Here is an 18,338-nt window from a genome sequence, read left to right as displayed (position 1 = left end):
GTTGGCAAGTTCTTTCACCCGCTCCGGCAAAGAGAACGACAGGCTTGATGGAAAAAACGTAGGGAGTCAGCGACGACGCCCACTTTTCAGTGAGTTGTCGGCCCTGGCCTGGAAAGATTTCAGCTGACGTGTGGGGGGGGAGCGGGCGCTCAGGGTGCGCGCTTGTCGAGCAGGTCTGGTTTCGCCTGTGGTACCCGTGCCCTATGAGCCGGCGGCAACTGGAGTTGCGCCCTGGCTGCGTCGATCGGGAGTTCGCGCCAGGCGCCCGGTTGGAGATCGCCGAGGGTGAAGGGGCCGTATTGAATCCGCCTCAATCTGGTCACCTCATGTCCCAGCGCCTTGAAGAGCCGCCGGATCTCACGATTCTTGCCTTCGGTCAACGTGACGGCCAGATGGGATTCCCGGCCTGAGCGTTTCTGAATGGTGACGGAGGCGCAGTGCAACCGCTCGCCCTGATCGTCCACCCCGTCAAGCGCTGCCCGGCCTGTCTCGTCCGAGACCTCACCACGCACCGTGACTAGATAGAGGCGCGGCACCTGCTGTTTCGGATCGGTCAGGAAACTGGAGAGCGTCGAGTCGTTGGTGAGCAGGAGGAGACCACTCGTCGCCTGATCCAAGCGACCGACTGCGTGCAGGCTTTTCAACTCAGGAGGAAGTACATCGAAGATGGTCTTTCGGCCCTTCTCGTCCTGATGGGTCGTGACTACACCTTTGGGTTTATGGAAGAGAATGAATTGCGGAGGGCGCTGCTGGACCGGTCGATCGTCGATGGTGACGGCATCGCCGGGCCAGTCGATCCAGGTGTCCGGCATGCGTACCAGGCGTTGATTGATGCGGACTCGTCCGGCCCTGATCCATTCCTGTGCCTGGCTCCGGCTGGCAATGCCGAGTTTGGAGAGCAGGCGATCCAGCGTCACACGTTTCGCGCTGCTTGCCTTCGCGCGTGGCATGCTCCGCGCCGGCTTTCGGGGAGGAGGCACCCTGTCGGACGACGCCGGATCTCGTTGTGTGAAGTGCGGTTTGCCGGTCATGCTCATCGGGTCAAGCGGAGCGCCACGTCTGGATGCGGTCGGATGGTGTGACTGTACACTGCCGAGTGCGGAAAGAGAAGTCGATCGATGACAGCGGCTGTGGAGCGTGGGGCCGGGATCAGTTGGATGTATGTCGCATACCTGTGATGGTATGATGGCTGCGGCTTTGCAGCGAACGAGGGACCATTCTTCGAGAGGGCACCATGGTGATCCATCCGGCGCGTCTGATGAGCGGCATCCTGTCGGCGGTGGTCCTGTGCGGGGGAACCGGTTGGGCTGCCGAGCCGGCAGAGGTGGAGAAGTTTGTGAACGCGCGGGTCGAGGTCGGTGAGCTGATGACCAGCTACTTTCAGGGGTGGGAGCGATATGGAGAGGGGCAGCGTCCGTCGCCCGAGCGGATGGAGGAAATGACGGTCGAGATCAATGCCAAGCTCGAGCCGCTCCTGGCTAAATATGATCTGACGGTTGAGAGCTATCGTGAGCGGATCAAAGACGTATTGGCCGATGAAGTCGCCGTCAAAGGCTATCTCTCCCAGCACCCCGACGTGAAGAAACGGTATGACGCTCTGCCCTTTGATCGTATGAGGCGTGATGGAGGCAGCGGCCGAGGTTATTAGCAGAAGATAGCCCGAGGCTTCTGAAACGTGTATCTGAACGCTTGTGATGGGGCAAACATGCTGAAATATGTGGTACTGGTGATGTTCTCAACGATGCTTTTTTTCAACGTGGCGTCGGCGGAATGGATTCTGGTCGGCGGCACGCACAAGTATGACGGCTACGTGGATGTGGCCACGGTCGGTCCGACCGGCAAGACCGTGACGCTCTGGACCCTGAAGGACTTCAAAGTGGATCGGCAGATTCCGCAGGGGACCTATCGCTCCGTGCGCATCAAGAAGCAGATCGATTGTCTCGCTCACAAGAGCCGTCCCCTGCAGACCAAGTACTATGCGACACAAATGGGCAAGGGTCGTCCTTTGCAGTCGGGGAAAGGAACCAGGGAATGGTCGCGGGTGACACCCGGGAGCGACGGGGAGGCGGAGTTGAAAATTGCCTGCAAGACAGTCTAGCAGGCTGAGAATCGTCGTCAGGAAACTGGAGTCTGGTCCCGCCCGCGTTTAGAATGCCGCCCATCATGTCTGCTAATCCTCGTGTGATCATCGTCGGCGCCGGTCTTGCCGGCTTGGCTTGTGCGCGACATCTGTCGCAGGCCGGACTCGGCTGCAGCCTTCTCGACGCATCCGATGCCGTAGGCGGGCGGGTGAGGACCGATCGTGTGGATGGATTCCAACTCGATCGAGGGTTTCAGGTGTTTCTGACCGGTTATCCCGAAGCCGGGCGGATGTTGGATTATCCCGCGCTGCAACTCCAGCCGTTTCATCCCGGCGCGATGGTGCGGTATGCCGGAGGTTTTCATCGGATCAGCGACCCGCTTCGCCGTCCGCAGGATCTTCTCTCCACGATGATGAGCCCGATCGGTTCGTTCGGTGACAAGCTCAAGGTGCTCCGGCTCCGTCGGGATGCGTTGCGCCGGCAGCTCTGTGGGCAGGCGGGCGGAGGCGAGCGCACCACGCTGGAGGCCCTGCAGGTCTATGGGTTTTCTCCCGCCATGCAGCAGCGCTTTTTCCTGCCCTTTCTGAGTGGCGTGTTTCTTGATCAGGCGTTGTCCACGCCCTGCCGGCTGTTTGAATTGGTCTGGGCGGCGTTCTCTCGCGGCGACATTGCGCTGCCGCAACAGGGCATGGGCGCGATTGCGAGCCAGCTGGCCGCGACTCTTCCAACGGAGTCGATCCGATTGAACGCAGCGGTCAGTCACCTGGACGGCACCACCGCGGTTCTGGCGTCCGGTGAACGACTCGCCGCCGATGTTCTGGTCCTGGCCACGGATGATGCCACCGCTGCCACGTTACGAGGCGATAGCCGGCCGGCCGCGCCCGGACGTGACGCGATCTGTCTGTATTTCGACGCGCCCGCTCCACCGGTCCGTGGACCCTGGTTGATTCTGAACGGAGACGGTCAGGGACCGGTAGGCACCGCCTGTGTCTTGAGCGAGGTCGCCCAGGGCTATGCGCCCTTGGGACTGTCGCTGATTTCGGTCAGCTTGTCGGGGCAACCATCTCTCGCCGGCGGTGATCTCCAGCAAGCGGTGTGCCGGCAGTTGCGCGAGTGGTTTGGTGAGGAGGTGCATGTCTGGCGACACCTCCGGACCGATCACATCAAGAGAGCGCTGCCGCCGATTGAGATCCTCACGGCGCAGGCATCAGGCGCATCGCCGCGGGTGAGGCCGGGGTTGTATCAATGCGGTGATTATTGCGAGACCGGGACGTTGGATGGGGCGCTGCTGTCCGGGCGAAAAGCCGCCGAGGCGTTGTTGGCTGACCATTGAGTAGAGTCGCAGACGGGGGGCGGTCTTGAACGGACGGGGAGCGCGGGTCACGAATCATTTCGGATGGCGATGGCTGTTGGCGGCGACGATGGTGCTGTTGTTCTGTCCGCTGCCGTCGGCCTTGGCCGATCCGTCCTCCCAGCATCAGCTGCAGGCGCTTGCCGGGCAGGGCGATGCGAACGCGCAATGGATGTTGGGACAGGCCTTGCTCACGGGCAGTCTCGGGGAAACCGATGAGGCCGAAGCGGTGAGGTGGCTGCAGTTGGCGGCCGACCAGGGCCACGCCTTGGCGCAACGCGACATGGGCATGTTGTATGAGCAGGGGCAGGGGGTGACGCCGGATGTGCTGGAGGCGTTCTTCTGGTATTCCCTTGCGAGTCGTCAGGACAGCAGTCGGGCCAGACTCCGCCGTGATGCGTTGGCGGCGATGCTCACTGCGGAACAACATGAGGCCATTGCGGCACGTCTCAAGGGATGGCGGCCGAGAAAATAATTGGTGGTTGTCGGGAGTTATTTTTTTCGTCTGAAGAGATCGGTGCTGAGTGACTGAATACGGTCGAGGAAGAGCATGCCGTTCAAATGGTCCACTTCATGCTGAAAGGCGAGCGCCTCGAATCCTGAGGCACTCACCGTGACGACCCGGCCGTCCGGCGCCATCCCCTCCACGAGCGCCTGTTCGTAGCGCAGCACATGACCCGTATAGTCCGGCACGCTCAGGCAGCCTTCCCGCACGCTTTTTTTCCCTTCCAGCGAGAGAATGACCGGGTTCAACAGCACGACCAATCCATGGCCCCTCTCGCCTTTCTTGCGCGACACATCCACGACGATCACCTGCACGGCATGCCCGATCTGGGGCGCCGCCAGTGCCACGCCGGGTGACGCGGCGAGCGTATCCAGCATATCTTGAACCACCGCTTGCACGGCCGGATCGGCGGGGGCGACGGCGGCGTTCGTGGATTTGAGTGCCTGATGGGGGTACTGCAGAATCGGACGGATAGCCACGATCAGAAGGTGACACTTTCGAGCAGACGGAAGGTCAAATCAACACCCAGCAGTGGCTTCAATTGTTCCAGGGCCTGTCTGAGCTGGTCGGCTTGCTGGGCCTCCTGTAATTGAACCTCCAGGACCATGACATAGATGGGACGCTCTCCCGATCCAACCACGCGGGTATTCATGTCGGTGATGTTGCCGTTATGCTGGGCGACGGTGCGGGCCACCTGTGCCACGATGCCCGGATGGTCGGCCCCGTAGACCGACAACATGAACGTCGGTACCTCCAGTGCCGTCTGCCTGGTTGCTGCCTGATCCGGCATCGCTCTGCACAAGACGGCAAGGTCCAGCGGAGTCGTATAGGGCGTCAGGCGTCGGCCAAGCTCCTCGGCGGCGATTCCCTCTGGAAGGCGCACCATGAGCATCATGGTGAACTCGCCACGAAGCCGGGTCATGCAGGTGTCTTCGATATTACAGCCGAGTCGGTAGAGGCTATCCGCCATCAGGGCGACGATACCGGGACGGTCTTGCCCGAAGGCGGTGACAATCGCGAAATGATTCATTGGCATCTCGTGGGTCGCAAGAGTGGGTGCAGGCTGCGAGTAGAATGCTGCAATTGTGGAAGATTAGCAAGCGCCGGTCGCACGTGCGTGGTTGGACAAGCGGAAGGGCCCGGTCCTACGTTCGTCGTTTTGTCCGATTCGTGGGTTGAGCGGTGAGTGGATCATCCGGCCAGTGGTGGCGTGGGTAGCGGCCTCGCAGTTCTTTCTTCACCTCTTGATAAGTCGAGCGCCAAAAGCTTGCCAGGTCTTTCGTGACCTGGACAGGCCGTCCCGCCGGCGAGAGCAGATGCACCATCACCGGCACCCTTCCACCCGCGATGCGCGGTGTCTCCTGACAGCCGAACATTTCCTGTAAGCGCACGGCCAGCACCGGCGTCTCGCTCTGATCGTAGTCCAGTCGCACATGGGAGCCACTCGGCACGGTGAGGTGTGTGGGCACGAGCCTGGGAAGTTCCTGCCGCTGCTGCCATGTGAGCAGGCTTTCGAGCGGCGGTTGGAGATCGATGCGACGAACCTGCGCGAGGCTTGTGAGGCCGCTGACAAATGGCCCCAGCCACGCGTCGAGGTTGTTTGTGAGCGCGTCGTCTGACAGGTCCGGCCAAGTGGGGTCGATGCGATGGAGAAACCCGACGCGTGCGCGCCACTGCTGCAGCTCTTTGGTCCAGGGCAGACAGGTGATCCCCGCCCGACGGATGCCGAACAGTAAGGCGGCGGTGACTTGAGTCGGGTCCGGGTCGTGGGTGGCCCGATCGTCGAGGATGAGTTGCCCCAACCGGCGCTGCCGTCTGGCGCGGACGGATTCCAACCGGTCGTCCCACTCCAGGACATCGACGGTGTTGATCTGCCCGGCGCAATGGTGCTGTAGATCCGGCAATCCAACCGGCGCCGCCAGGAGGATACGCGCCCAGTCGCCGGTGCCGTCGAGTTGTGCCACCACCAGATACTCATCTTGAGAGAGGCCTTGTACGGTGTGAAATGCCGCGCCTCGTCCGTTGGCCAAACGATAGCGACCCTCGCTGCCTGCGATCCGTTGCGCAATGCGGTCGGGGTAGGCGAGAGCGAGTAGTGTGCCGGTATGGTCGGTGCCGTCGACGGAAGATGGTGTGAGCTGCAGCTGTCGCCGCCACTGCTCCGATGCCCGCCGCACCCGTTCGCAACCGGCACGATTGATCGTTGCACCGGCAAGATGGTCTCTGGCGCCACGCAAGGCTTCAACTCGGATGCGCAGGTCGGCGTTTCGCCAACCCGGTCCCCCTTGCAGAATGTCACGTTCGCTTAGCAGCGCCGCCAGGTCGCAGGCATGGGTTCCCAGGCCGATCGGCACGGCGGTCACCATCATGTGGGCCAGTCTTGGATGAACAGTGACGTGGGCCAGCCGGCGGCCGTGTGCGGTCAGGGCTCCTTGCGCATCGAGCGCTCCGAGCTGTCGCAGAAGTTCACGGGCCTGGGCCAACGCCCCTGCCGGCGGCGGGTCGAGCCAGGACAGTTCGCTTGTTTCAATCACACCCCATTCCGCGAGATCCAGCGCCAGCGGGGCCAGGTCCGCCTCCAGGATTTCCGGAGGGCGGCGAGGGAGAAGTGCTTGCTGCTCGGCCGTCGTCCAGAGGCGATAACAGGTGCCCGGCTCCAGTCGGCCTGCGCGACCGCGTCGTTGATCGGCTGCGTCCTGGGTAACACGAATGGTATCCAGCCGCGTCAGCCCTGAGCGGGGATCGAAGCGCGGAACCCGCATCAGTCCTGCATCGATGACGACCCGCACACCTTCGATAGTCAAACTGGTTTCTGCGATTGAGGTCGCGAGTACGATCTTTCGTCGCCCTGTCGGCGCGGGGAGAATCGCCTGTTCCTGTTCACTCTGCGGGAGTTCACCATGCAGCGGTGCGATGAGCATATCCGGGCCGAGGGAGGCCTCGACAAGTTGCCGCTCGACGCGCCGGATCTCCGCCATGCCGGGGAGAAATACCAACAGACTGCCCTCGTCACGAGCCAGGGCCTGACGAATGCTCCGGACCACTGCCGGTTCCAGATGCCATTCGATCGGCCGGTCGAGATATTGCGTGGTGACGGGGAACAGGCGGCCTTCGCAGGAGATGGTGTCCGCATCCTGCAGCAGGCGGGTGACCGCCGCGCAGTCGAGGGTCGCCGACATCACAAGCAGGCGAAGGTCCGGTCTGAAGAGGCGTTGCGATTCCCTGGCGAAGGCCAAGCCAAGATCCGCCTGCAGGCTGCGTTCGTGAAATTCGTCGAAGATGACGAGGCCGTATCCGGCGAGTGACGGGTCGTGCTGCAGCAGCCTTGTGAGAATGCCTTCGGTGACGACTTCGATCCGCGTGTCCTTCCCGACCCTGGTATCGTGGCGGATGCGGTACCCGACCGTCTTGCCGACGGGCTCACCCAGCATGGCAGCCATGTAAGTTGCGGCCGCGCGGGCGGCCAATCGCCGGGGTTCGAGCAGCACCAGTTTCTGTCCGGCCAGCCAGGGTTCATGCAGCAGGGCCAGCGGGACACGCGTGGTTTTTCCCGCGCCCGGTTGCGCCGTCAGTAAGGCTGCGCGTCCGGTTGCCAGGGTCCGGCGCAGTGCCGGGATCGCCTCTTCTATTGGTAATCGGACCATGGTAGGGTGCGTCTCCTGAAGAGCCTATAGCCTATAACACATGGCCTATAGCGAATGGGATAGGAGCCGGGGCGAATAGCCTATCGCCGGAGTTGAGAGAGTATGTTTCGTCCGGCCATAGGCTATAAGCCAAATGCCATAAGCTCTTATCCCTGACGGGGATACGCTTCACGATTCACGGGAGGATCATGACTAGCTTGATATGGACGAGCGACAAACCGGCCAAGGCCGGGTGGTATTGGTGGCGCGGGCTGGGAGAGGACATGGATCCGCTGATTCTCTACGTTGATGCGGTGGGGTATTTCCAATGGCCCGATGGAGCCTCGCAGGAAGTCGGACTGACGAAGGGCGAGTGGGCCGGTCCGATCGTCCCGCCGAGTGAGGATTGATGGTGCGATGATGGTTCTGCCTCAGACTTGTGAAAGGGCCTTGCTCGAACGGTTTTTACGCGCCGAAGCCATGGCGCTCTGGGCGGTGCGGGCCGCTCAGACCCAGAATCTTCCCCGCCACGTCCAGACGTTTCTCCAGCGCCACGAGACCGACGAGCAGGATCACCTGCGGCAATTCGAAGGGATGCTGGGTACCACGTCCCAGCGGGCGCCGACTCTGCCGACTGTGCCGTCGCAGTGGGAAATGCTGGCGGTGTTGTTGTTCGGGTATGAGGCGCTCGGACTGGAATTCGCGACGCTCCTCGCGACGGTGCGGCCGGACCTGGCGGACATCCTCGAAGACGAACAGGTGCATGTCGGATTCTTCGAGAAGGAATTGAGGGCGATTCTGGCGGGCGGGGAGAGCGGAGCTCAACAGGCGCGGGAGGCGGCACGCACCTGGTGGAAGAAGCTGCCTCGCACGGTGGACCGGTATCTCGGTGATCCCTCCCTCGCGCCGTACCGGACCGAGCTTCGGCACCACATCCTGTCGATCATTCAGGAGCGATTCATTGCGTTGGGCTTGCTGCCTGCGGGGCAGGCAGGCCGGTAATCTCCGACCCGCCTGCTCCGTTCCACCTCGCGCTAGAACTGCAGCGTGCCGTTGATGGCGGCCAAGACCTGATTCTTGTTCAGGCCGTCGTTGTACGGCGAGCGCTGCCCGTCGAACCAATCGGCGCGCACTTCCGGACGGATCAACACATTGGGGTGCGGCCGGTAGTTGAGGCCGGCGCTGAGCGAATAGAAGGACCCGGCAAACGGCCCGAGGTTCGGGTTGTCGCGAACCGGGTTGCCGCCGACCCTGGTGCCGGCTTCGTCGCGCATCCACTCGAAGCGCAGACCGGCCCGCCATTGATCGGTGAGCGCATAGTACAGATAGTTGTCGATGCCGTACCAACGCGCGGTGCCGCCGTCGACCTTGCCCTGGTTTTGATAGGCATAGTGATGGTGGAAGACGTATTCCCATCGCTCGGCCGGATGTGCCGTGAAGATCAGGCTGTATCGCGTGCGGGTTTCAAATTGTGTGGCCACGGCGCTGGGTTCGTTGCCCGTGACCATGGAGAATGAGAGCGACCAGAGATTCTCCGGCGCGGTGTACTTGATGCTGGCCAGACCCGTGGTGCTGTCCTTCGTCCGGTCGAGCGAATCCCAGCCGTTCACCAGGCCGCCTTGCAACGTGATGCGGTCGTTCAGGTGCCAGGTGGCCAGTCCGCCCCAGTGGGTGAAGGGGCCGGCGAATTGGTAGGCAAAGGATTTGGAGTAGAAGAAGTTGTTGATGGACGGCACACCTTCGTAGCCGATGATCGTATAGAAGTGGCCGACCTTCACCGAGAAGGTCTGGTTCCCGATTTCGGCATAGGCCTGCGGCATCGCCAGCCCGTAGTGCTGACCCTGGGCGTTCCAGCCCTGCGCGCCGTTCTCACGCCGCTCGACTCCGTTGCTCTGTGTCAGGAAGTAGTCGTAGCCATACATGAAATCCAAGCGTCCGCCGATGCCCCAATTGCTGCCCGTGGCGGTCAGCGGTTTCTCGACAATCATGTACAACTGGTTGAGGACCGGAATGTCGCGGTCGATGGCGTTGTAGGGTCCGCTGAAGTTGCTGCGCGGGTTGCTTGCATTATACGTATACCCGCCGTCCACCCAGCCGCGCACGCGGAGGAATCCGTCTTGTGGAAAAAAGCGGTTGATGCCCTTCTCATCCGCATGCCAGAGGGCGTCAGTCCACAATGGATCCGACGAGGAGCGACCTTCCAGGCCCGGCGTTTGTGCCGAGAAGACCGGGGTGGGCGCTTCACCCAGCGGGGTGCCGGTGAGCAGCGATTGCCCGAAGGCGCCTCCCGTCCAGACTCCCCAACTCCATAACATGGTTGCCACGAATGCGTTCACGATCGACTTCGACATACCCGTACCTACCTCCTGTAAAAAAATCCCTGTCGCGTGATGAATGGCGATCCTGCGAACGAGGATGAAAACGGGGCGACGCGTATCGAGGTGTTCTTGTCGAGACGGGACCCATTCAACGCACGCAGGCGGGGGGCAGTGTAACAAGTCGTCGGGCAATGGAAAATCAGGACGAGTATGTAGGTGGTTTCAGCGGGTCTTGATGGCCAGGGCCGGATGCAGGGGATAGAGCAACGTTAAGTCAGGCGTGCAATGGTGGAGAGGAAGAATTCCAGGGGGTTAGGCCCCTACCGGTACGAGCCCGCCGACCACCCCGATCTTGCGGAATTTCTGATCGCGCTGGGCGATGAGCTGGTCGGTCGGCAGTTCAACCAGGGCATACAACTGATTGGCCAGGGTCTTGGCGACCCGATCGCACATGGCCCGGGGGTCACGATGCGCGCCGCCCAACGGTTCCGGAATCACTTCATCGACGATGCCGAGTCCGACCAGATCCTGCGCGGTCATTTTCAGCGAGGCTGCGGCATCCGGAACCTTTGACGGGTCATCGTACAGAATCGCCGCGCAGCCTTCGGGGGAAATGACGGAGTAGACGGAATGTTCCAGCATGAGGATGCGGTCGCTCACGCCCAACGCCAGGGCGCCGCCGCTGCCGCCTTCGCCGATGACGACGGATATGATGGGCACTGACAGTCGGGACATGACGAACAGGTTTCTGGCGATGGCTTCGGCCTGTCCGCGTTCTTCCGCGCCGATACCGGGATAGGCGCCGGGGGTGTCGATCAGCGTAATGATCGGGCGGCCGAACTTTTCCGCCAGCCGCATGAGCCGCAACGCCTTCCGGTAGCCTTCCGGATTGGGCATGCCGAAGTTCCGCTGCATACGCTCTTTGAGCGTCTTTCCTTTTTGGTGCCCGATAATCATGACTGAGCGATCGTTGAAGCGGGCGAAGCCGCCCACGATTGCGCGGTCGTCGCCGAAGCTGCGGTCGCCGTGCAGTTCGAGGAATTCGCGAGAGAGTTCGTTGATATAGTCGAGGGTCGTGGGCCGCTGAGGATGGCGGGCCAGTTGGGTGCGCTGCCAGGGCGTCAGGGTTGTATAGAGCTGGTGCTCGACCTGGGCGAGTTTTGTCCGGAGCTTGCGGATTTCGTCCTGCGTGCCGGACTTGGGAGACTCGGCGGAGGCCAGCTTCTCGATTTTTTCTTCGAGTTCGCGGATCGGTTTTTCAAAGTCGAGGTAGTCTCTCATACTGCTGAACCCCCTTAAGGGTGTTGCCTAGGTTCGCCTAGGTTACCAAAGTGATGGCGCCCTTGCCTAGCACTTCCTCAATATCGGCGACAAAATGCTCGCTGGGAGTGATCTTGACGTTGGGGAGGGGAGAGGTTCGCGCTTCCATCGTACCGCCGAGGGCCATGACCAGAGAGACGCTCGAAGCACCGGGATATTTCTGGAACACCTGTCGGAGCATCGGCAGTCTGGTGGAGGCCGTCGGTCCGTCGTGCAGGTGAATCATCACCCGCGAAATCCCTGTGTTCTGCAAATCAGCCAGCGGTTCGATCTTGGTCCCGCGCAACTTGGTGCCCTTGTCTCCGCGATCCACGGTGCCCGTCAATCGCACGACCCGTTCCGGCACGATCATGTCGGCATGGTCTCGATACAGGTCGGGGAAGGCTATCACTTCTACCAGCCCATGTAAATCCTCTAGTGTGATGTAGGCCATGCGGTCGCCTTTTTTGGTGAGCATGGATTTCACCGCCGTGATGATCCCGCAGAGTTTGACCTCGCGTCCGTCCGGCACATCGGGGATCTGCATGGTCGTGGTGTTGGCGAAGAGTTGGATGGCCGCTTCATAGCGGGCCAGCGGATGGGCGCTGATGTAGAAGCCGGTCAACTCCCGCTCGTATTTCAGCAGCTCGCCCTGGCTCCATTCTGGCACGTCGGGCAAGGCCGGCTCATCCAGTTGCTGCGGCATACCGATGGTGTCGTCGCCAAAGATGCTGGTCTGGCCGAGCGCGCGCTCTTTCTGGATGCTCATCCCTTCGTCCATGGCCTGGTCGAGCACGGCCAGGTATTGCGAGCGCCGTCCGCCCATGGAATCGAAGGCCCCGGCTTTGATCAACCCTTCCATCATGCGTTTGTTCAACTTGCGGAGATCGACCCGGCGGAAGAGGTCGAAGAAGGAGCGAAACGGTCCGGTCTCGTTGCGCACTTCAATGATGGCTTCAACCGCGCCTTCGCCGACATTCTTGATCGCCGCGAGCCCGAAGCGGATGCTCTTGTCCACGACGGCGAAATTCTTCTGGCTCTGGTTCACGTCCGGTGGCAACACCGGAATGCCGAGCCCGCGACATTCGGTGAAGTAGCCGACGATCTTGTCGGCGTTGCCCATGTCGGTGGTCATCAGCGCCGCCATGAACTCGGTGGGGTAATGCGCCTTGAGATACGCCGTCTGGTAACAGACCACCGCATAGGCGGCGGCGTGCGATTTGTTGAAGCCGTATCCGGCAAACTTCTGGATGAGTTCGTAGAGTTTGTCGGCCTTCTTCTCGGATATTTTTTTCTGTTTCGCGCCTTCCAGGAATTGGACGCGGAGCTTCTCCATCTCCTCGGGCTTCTTCTTGCCCATGGCGCGACGGAGAATATCCGCTTGTCCCAGCGAGAATCCGGCCACCTTGTTGGCGATGGCCATGACCTGTTCCTGGTACACGATGACGCCGTACGTGTCCTTCAGGATCGGCTCGAGCTCGGGCATCTCATAGGCGATCGGGATCTTGCCCTGTTTGCGCTTGATGAAGTCCGGAATGAGGTCCATCGGGCCGGGGCGATAGAGCGCGATGATGGCGATGATGTCTTCGAACCGGTCCGGTTTCAGGCCCATTAAGAGGTCGCGCATGCCGGAACTTTCGAGCTGGAAGACGCCGGTGGTTTTTCCGGACGACAGCAGCGCAAATGTTTCAGGATCGTCGAACGCCAGTTGCTCGACGAGCAAGGGCGGCTGACCGGGGCGCACTTCGTTCACCAACGTCTCTGCGCGGTGAATCATGGTGAGCGTTTTCAGTCCAAGGAAGTCGAACTTCACCAGGCCGATTTTTTCGACATCACCCATCGAATATTGGGTGACGATTTCGTCCTTGGGGCCCTTGTAAAGCGGGACGTGTTCGGTGAGCGGCTGATCGGAGATCACGATACCGGCCGCGTGTGTGGAGGCATGGCGGGCGAGGCCTTCGAGCGACTGCGCCACCGACATGAGTTCCTTCACCTTCACATCTTTATCGACGAGTTCCTTCAGGCGCGGCTCCTGTTCGAGCGCCTTGTCGAGGGTCATCTTCAAGTCGTCCGGGACCAGCTTCGCAATCCGATCCACTTCGGCGTAGGGCATTTCGAGCACACGCCCCACGTCGCGAATGGCCGCCTTCGCCTTCATGGTCCCGAATGTGATGATTTGCGCAACATGGTCTTCGCCGTATTTATGGATGACGTAGTTGATGACTTCATCCCGGCGATCCATGCAGAAGTCCATGTCGATGTCGGGAAGGGACACACGCTCAGGATTCAGGAACCGTTCGAAGAGCAGTGAGTAGACGAGCGGATCGAGATCGGTGATACGCAGGGCATAGGCAACGAGGCTGCCGGCAGCGGAGCCGCGTCCGGGCCCGACCGGAATGCCGCGCGAGCGGGCGAACTTGATGATGTCCCAGACGATGAGAAAGTAGCCGGCGAATCCCATCGAGCAGATCACGGCGACTTCTTCTTTCAGCCGGACCTGATAAGCGATCTCGGGAATAGAGCTCGGCCGTTCCTTGAGGCGTGCCGCCAGCCCTTCCAGGGCCAGTTGCTCCACATAGGATTCGCGGGTGAAGCCCTCGGGCACTTTAAACTGAGGCAGGTAGGTCTTATTGAACGCCAGGTCGAGGGTGCAGGCTTCAGCAATCTTGACGGTATTCGAGACCGCGGTCGGCATTTCCTTGAACTCTCTCAATGCCTGGTCCGTCGATTTGACGTAGAGCTGGTCGGTATCGAACTTCATCCGATTGGGATCGTTGATGGTCTTACCGGTTTGCAGGCAGAGCATGAGGTCATGTGGACGCGAATCTTCTGCTTTCAGATAATGACAATCGTTGGTGCCGGCGAGCGGGATGTCCAGCTTCTTGTGGATCTCCAGCAGGCCGTCGTTGGCGATGCGCTGATGCTCCAACCCGTTGGCTTGCAGTTCCAAGTAATAGTTGTCTTTGCCGAAAATTTCCCGATATTCGCCAGCCGCTTTGGTGGCGCCCGCGAGATCTTTTTGCCCGATGAGGTAGGCGACCTCGCCGCTGAGACAGCCAGAGAGGCCGATCAATCCTTCATGGTGCTGCTGCAGAATTTCCTTATCCATCCGCGGCTTATAGTAGAAACCTTCAAGATATGCTTTGCTCACAAGCTTGATGAGGTTCTGGTATCCCTTGAGGTTTGTCGCGAGCAGAATCAGGTGGTAGTAGTCGTTGTGCGCGAGGTGAGAATTCTTCTCGAGCCTACTGCCCGGCGCCATGTAGGCTTCGCACCCGATGATGGGTTTGACCCCCGCTTCCTTCGCTTTCCGGTAGAACTCCACCGCCCCGAACATGTTGCCATGATCGGTCATCGCGACGGCCGGTTGCCCGAACGACTTCACCTGTTGCATCAGGGGGTCGATTTGGTTGGCGCCGTCGAGGAGGCTGTATTGGGTATGGAGATGCAGATGAACGAATTGTGATGCCACGGGCGAATTGTAGTGAGAGGGAAAGTTGAAGTCAAACGGAAGGGAGGAGAGGGGAGGGCGGCCTGCTGATCTCCTTTGTTCGCGCAACGCGCGGCCTCAGAAGGCCCTCGTTGGACGCGCACAGTCGGATACCACCAAGCCACCCTCCCTGGATAGAAGAGGAGCTGGCTCGGAAGGCCCTCGCCTGGGTAAACGGCGCGGCGCACCGGAGGGTTGGGTGGGTAAGAAGGCTGCGCGCAGCTGGAGGCTACCCTGACTACCCTCCTGGGAAATAAGGGAAGCGAGCTGGAGGGAGCATTGGGATGATGCATATCCAAGGATGCAGTGCGGGTCTTATCGAGTCACCACCATTTCCTCATTCTCTCCATTGACAGTTTTGTTGCCCAAGGCTAGCCTGTCGCTGTTTTTTGACGTGAAGAAGATGCCTGGCGCGAGCCGTGATGCGAACGCGCCGCTGACGCAATTTTCCGGAAGACGGATCGCCTCAATGGCTGAACAGAAGGAAGAGAAATCCAAGCTGCCGCTGACGGGCATCGTGGCCTTGTTGTTGGCGGTGGTCAGCAGCCTCGTCATCTACCAGGTACCGCTCAAGACGTCGCGGCCAATCGACAAGGAAGCGGAGAAGGCTGTGTCTATCGGGGCGGATCGGGTGCAGGCGCGACTCTGGCAGGATCCCTTCGAGGCTGTCTCGACCCACCGACAGAAAGAGGCTGCTGTCGCAAAACAGCCTGATTCGGACGCACACCACACCTTTTTCAAACTGCTGACGGCGGTGACTCAAGCCGGAGCACCTTCCGACTTTTTATTGTTGCCGGTCTTTGTGGACGGAAGTCCCTATGCCAGCGGAGTCGAGTCGAGGTTGCGGGATCGCTACGCCCTCGTGTCGGCCTTAGGGGCGGCAGGATATCAGCCGGAGTCCGGCGAATCGATCAGATATTTTGTCCGACCGGGAAACGTGCATCTCGTCGTCCCCGTCGAGTCGTTTCTCGGGAGGCCCAAACCGGCTGAGCCGAAGCAGTCTACGCAGGTATTGGTGCTTTGGCTGAAGGAACAGGACTTCAGTCCGAAGCCGCTTCTGTCGCTCAGTGAGCTGGTGACGGAAGTTCAGCAGGCGTTCAAGCAGAGTACGGTGTCCTATCGTGTGGTGGGGCCACGCTCCTCCGGTTCGCTGGGCGCCATGGTCGGCGAACTGACGGCCTTGTACGGTGCCGATCAATCCTCGGGCGGATCGTCCGCGGCTTTTCTTGCTGCCTCCCGGCGGCAGTTGGATTCGCTGAAAGGTGTTCAATTCTATTCATCCTGGGCGACGGCGGCAGATCCGGTTCTGTTGGGTGACCTTCAAGGGCCGGATGCGGCACGCGGCGTGGAGCAGTGGTTCGAGGCGGGCGGACTGCGCTTGATCCGGACCATCGGCACGGATGCCGTGCTGGCGGAGCAACTGGTGGAGGAGCTCAAACGTCGCCGGATCGACTTGACGATTCCGCGGGGGGAGGCTGGGCCGTGCAAGGAGGCAGACTCCGATTCTGCCGCGGTGTCATCCCGGCACTCGGACGGGAAGTGCCGGATTCCTCATATCGCTCTGATCTCGGAATGGGACACGCTCTACGGGAGGTCCCTGCCGCGTACACTCGTCGCGATGGCACGCAGCCTGGCGGAGACAGGGCCTGATCGCGCGATGAGAGGCTTCGAGTATCACTTTAATCGCTTGCGCAGTGAACAGTATCCGGACTGGGTGCACCGTTATTCCTACCTGGCCGGCCTCGACGGCGAGCTGCCGCCCAAGAATACTGAGAAGGATTCCGGTGGCGCTCAGACGAAAGGAAAAATCGGAGACGGGGGACTGCGTGGGGAGCAGAGTCTGGCGGAGACTCCGGCCGGCCGCAGTCAGTTGGACTATCTTCGACGGCTGGTTGAAACCCTCAAGCGCGAAGAAGCGAGTAACGACGGCGAGTTCAAGGCCATCGGCGTGTTGGGCAGCGACGTGTACGACAAGCTGATGATCCTCCAGGCTTTGCGGAGCGACTTTCCCCACGCCCTGTTTTTCACGACCGATCTCGATGCACGATTGACCCATCCGAGCCAGCTCCAGTGGACCAGGAATCTGGTGATCGCGTCCCATTTCGGTCTGGAACTTCATCCGTTGATTCAGACACCCATTCCGCCGTTCCGCGACAGTTATCAGACCGCGTTGTTCTATTCGGTGCTGCGGGCCGTAAATGATATCGTGCCGGGCCCGGGCCCTGGCGAACTGCAGATTCCGGCGACGGTGACGTTCCCGAAGACGGTGCCCCCGCGGTTGTATGAAGTCGGGCGTCATGGCCCTGTCGATATCAGCCTCGATGGACCTTACGATGCCGGTCGGCGACCGGAGGCGCTTCCGAACCTGCATCTTCCGCGTCCCGATCTGGACCCGGATACCGGTGAATTGCGCGTGCTCAGCCCGCAGACGATTGCGTTGTTCTTATCTGCACTCAGTCTCATGGCCCTCTGTGCGCTGTTGATCAACAGCGAGTTGTGGCAATGGGCGCAATCTCGTTGGGTCCAGGGAGCTGTGGTCGGCCTTGTCTTGATGGTGTGCCTGTTGCTCGGCCTGCTCTGCTGGGCGATGAGCGATCGAACGGCGGGTGAACCCTTCTCGCTGACCGACGGGATCAGTGTCTGGCCGACCACGGTGCTCAGGCTTCTCGCATTCCTGCTCTGTCTGCTCTTTCTCGGACATTCGTGGAGACGGCTGCGGGACAACGAAACGCAGCTGAGCCGCCGTTTCCGGTTCCTCCGTCCACGGGCGCCGCTCTCGATTCAAGCCGGTTCACTCGTCGGCATTCATCACTGGCGTCCGCAACCGATGGGCGATGCGGAGGCGGCTCTGCTGTGGCGGGAATATCGGGCGTTGGGGAGCTGGAAGGAGCGACTTGTGCGCATCGTGCCGCAGGCACTGTGTTATCTGGGGTTCGGGGCCCTGTTGCTGGTGATCTCCGGATTTCCCGTGATGCCTTGCCGCGGGTCGGCCTGCTTTACGATCAGCTATGCCGTACTGGGGTTCAGTGTTCTGGCCATGACGCTGTTGATGTTTTATGTCGTCGATGCGACGCGGCTCTGCCGGCGTTTGATCAAAATCATGGTCGGCACGACTATTTGGTGGTCGGACCGGCTGCTCGTCCGGGAGGCTGCAAAGCGGGGAGTGGACCAGGCCTATGTACATGAGTGGATCGCGGTGGAGTTCATTGCCAAGCGCACGGCGGTCATCAGCGCCATGATTTATTATCCGTTCGTGGTCGTGTTCCTCATGGCGGTTGCCCGGCACAGTTATTTCGACCGATGGGACTTTCCGCTCGGTCTCATGGCGATCTTCGGGGTGAACGCCGCCTATGCATTCGGGAACGGGGTGTTTCTGCGTCGTTCCGCCGAGCAGGCCAAACGCGCCGCCGTCGTCCAATTGAAGTCTCGGCTCGATGGATTATCCGGCGAAGTCGTCTTCAAGAAGGAAAAGCGAGAGCAGGTCGAGCGAATGGTGGCGCTGATCGAGGACTATCAGGAGGGCGCGTTTCTGCCGTTCACCCGCCATCCGTTGTTCGGGGCGATTGCGTTGCCCACGGGCGGCACCGGGCTTGTATTTCTGCTGGAGTACCTGGCCACCATTTTTTGATATGAACGTCTCCGGCCGGTATGAGCGCAGAGTACAGATGCCG

General features: G+C 60.9%; 14 protein-coding genes. 7 read left to right on the top strand and 7 right to left on the bottom strand.

The window, feature by feature from the left end:
- Positions 1 to 149 precede the first annotated feature (149 nt).
- Entirely contained in the window at positions 150 to 950 is an 801-nt protein-coding gene (locus NSND_RS03485) for a pseudouridine synthase (protein ID WP_159450609.1), read from the bottom strand.
- A gap of 284 nt (positions 951 to 1,234) precedes the next feature.
- Between NSND_RS03485 and NSND_RS03480 the strand changes: the two genes are divergently transcribed.
- From NSND_RS03480 to NSND_RS03465, 4 genes are all read left to right on the top strand, one after another.
- Entirely contained in the window at positions 1,235 to 1,648 is a 414-nt protein-coding gene (locus NSND_RS03480) for a hypothetical protein (RefSeq protein ID WP_080877632.1), read from the top strand.
- A gap of 57 nt (positions 1,649 to 1,705) precedes the next feature.
- Positions 1,706 to 2,098 carry a surface-adhesin E family protein gene (locus tag NSND_RS03475; protein ID WP_080877631.1) on the top strand — a complete coding sequence of 131 codons (393 nt, stop codon included), beginning with the start codon at positions 1,706 to 1,708 and terminating at the stop codon, positions 2,096 to 2,098.
- A 65-nt stretch (positions 2,099 to 2,163) separates the two neighbouring features.
- Positions 2,164 to 3,414: an NAD(P)/FAD-dependent oxidoreductase gene (locus NSND_RS03470; protein WP_080877851.1), complete on the top strand. Its 1,251-nt coding sequence runs from the start codon at positions 2,164 to 2,166 to the stop codon at positions 3,412 to 3,414.
- A 25-nt stretch (positions 3,415 to 3,439) separates the two neighbouring features.
- Positions 3,440 to 3,907: a tetratricopeptide repeat protein gene (locus tag NSND_RS03465; protein WP_080877630.1), complete on the top strand. Its 468-nt coding sequence runs from the start codon at positions 3,440 to 3,442 to the stop codon at positions 3,905 to 3,907.
- A 17-nt stretch (positions 3,908 to 3,924) separates the two neighbouring features.
- Here the strand turns inward: NSND_RS03465 and def are convergent, their stop codons facing one another.
- The 3 genes from def to hrpB form a co-directional block, all read right to left on the bottom strand.
- The gene (gene def / locus NSND_RS03460) at positions 3,925 to 4,416 is read right to left on the bottom strand and encodes a peptide deformylase (protein WP_080877629.1); all 492 of its coding nucleotides are present in this window, start codon (positions 4,414 to 4,416) and stop codon (positions 3,925 to 3,927) included.
- A 2-nt stretch (positions 4,417 to 4,418) separates the two neighbouring features.
- Complete coding sequence (locus NSND_RS03455) at positions 4,419 to 4,967, bottom strand: glycine cleavage system transcriptional repressor (protein ID WP_159450608.1); 549 nt, start codon at positions 4,965 to 4,967, stop codon at positions 4,419 to 4,421.
- Between the two features lie 115 nt (positions 4,968 to 5,082).
- Positions 5,083 to 7,581, bottom strand: a complete 2,499-nt coding sequence (hrpB, locus tag NSND_RS03450; protein WP_080877627.1) for an ATP-dependent helicase HrpB — start codon at positions 7,579 to 7,581, stop codon at positions 5,083 to 5,085.
- A gap of 188 nt (positions 7,582 to 7,769) precedes the next feature.
- On the opposite strand from hrpB, the gene NSND_RS03445 reads away from it, so the two are divergent.
- Both NSND_RS03445 and NSND_RS03440 read left to right on the top strand, forming a co-directional pair.
- Positions 7,770 to 7,970, top strand: a complete 201-nt coding sequence (locus tag NSND_RS03445; protein ID WP_080877626.1) for a hypothetical protein — start codon at positions 7,770 to 7,772, stop codon at positions 7,968 to 7,970.
- A gap of 7 nt (positions 7,971 to 7,977) precedes the next feature.
- On the top strand, positions 7,978 to 8,562 hold the full coding sequence (locus NSND_RS03440) for a ferritin-like domain-containing protein (protein WP_080877625.1): 585 nt from the start codon (positions 7,978 to 7,980) through the stop codon (positions 8,560 to 8,562).
- Between the two features lie 32 nt (positions 8,563 to 8,594).
- On the opposite strand, the gene NSND_RS03435 is transcribed toward NSND_RS03440, so the two are convergent.
- The 3 genes from NSND_RS03435 to NSND_RS03425 form a co-directional block, all read right to left on the bottom strand.
- The gene (locus tag NSND_RS03435) at positions 8,595 to 9,911 is read right to left on the bottom strand and encodes an outer membrane beta-barrel protein (RefSeq protein WP_080877624.1); all 1,317 of its coding nucleotides are present in this window, start codon (positions 9,909 to 9,911) and stop codon (positions 8,595 to 8,597) included.
- 279 nt (positions 9,912 to 10,190) lie between these two features.
- Positions 10,191 to 11,159, bottom strand: coding sequence for an acetyl-CoA carboxylase carboxyltransferase subunit alpha (locus NSND_RS03430; protein ID WP_080877623.1), 969 nt, complete (start codon positions 11,157 to 11,159; stop codon positions 10,191 to 10,193).
- Between the two features lie 37 nt (positions 11,160 to 11,196).
- Positions 11,197 to 14,649: a DNA polymerase III subunit alpha gene (locus NSND_RS03425; RefSeq protein ID WP_080877622.1), complete on the bottom strand. Its 3,453-nt coding sequence runs from the start codon at positions 14,647 to 14,649 to the stop codon at positions 11,197 to 11,199.
- A gap of 487 nt (positions 14,650 to 15,136) precedes the next feature.
- Here NSND_RS03425 and NSND_RS03420 point away from each other — a divergent pair, with 487 nt between their 5' ends.
- Complete coding sequence (locus NSND_RS03420; protein WP_143833376.1) at positions 15,137 to 18,295, top strand: hypothetical protein; 3,159 nt, start codon at positions 15,137 to 15,139, stop codon at positions 18,293 to 18,295.
- The last annotated feature ends 43 nt before the right edge of the window (positions 18,296 to 18,338 follow it).

This window comes from Nitrospira sp. ND1 (assembly GCF_900170025.1).
GTDB lineage: Bacteria > Nitrospirota > Nitrospiria > Nitrospirales > Nitrospiraceae > Nitrospira_A.
Note: the sequence above shows the minus strand (reverse complement) of the source record. Positions and strands in the feature narration are given on the sequence as shown.

Bases quoted from the DNA above. Each gene is read 5' to 3' on its own strand.
- NSND_RS03485 (WP_159450609.1), bottom strand. From the start codon at position 950: ATGCCACGCGCGAAGGCAAGCAGCGCGAAACGTGTGACGCTGGATCGC.
- NSND_RS03480 (WP_080877632.1), top strand. From the start codon at position 1,235: ATGGTGATCCATCCGGCGCGTCTGATGAGCGGCATCCTGTCGGCGGTG.
- NSND_RS03475 (WP_080877631.1), top strand. From the start codon at position 1,706: ATGCTGAAATATGTGGTACTGGTGATGTTCTCAACGATGCTTTTTTTC.
- NSND_RS03470 (WP_080877851.1), top strand. From the start codon at position 2,164: ATGTCTGCTAATCCTCGTGTGATCATCGTCGGCGCCGGTCTTGCCGGC.
- NSND_RS03455 (WP_159450608.1), bottom strand. From the start codon at position 4,967: ATGAATCATTTCGCGATTGTCACCGCCTTCGGGCAAGACCGTCCCGGT.
- hrpB (WP_080877627.1), bottom strand. From the start codon at position 7,581: ATGGTCCGATTACCAATAGAAGAGGCGATCCCGGCACTGCGCCGGACC.
- NSND_RS03445 (WP_080877626.1), top strand. From the start codon at position 7,770: ATGACTAGCTTGATATGGACGAGCGACAAACCGGCCAAGGCCGGGTGG.
- NSND_RS03440 (WP_080877625.1), top strand. From the start codon at position 7,978: ATGATGGTTCTGCCTCAGACTTGTGAAAGGGCCTTGCTCGAACGGTTT.
- NSND_RS03435 (WP_080877624.1), bottom strand. From the start codon at position 9,911: ATGTCGAAGTCGATCGTGAACGCATTCGTGGCAACCATGTTATGGAGT.
- NSND_RS03430 (WP_080877623.1), bottom strand. From the start codon at position 11,159: ATGAGAGACTACCTCGACTTTGAAAAACCGATCCGCGAACTCGAAGAA.
- NSND_RS03420 (WP_143833376.1), top strand. From the start codon at position 15,137: ATGGCTGAACAGAAGGAAGAGAAATCCAAGCTGCCGCTGACGGGCATC.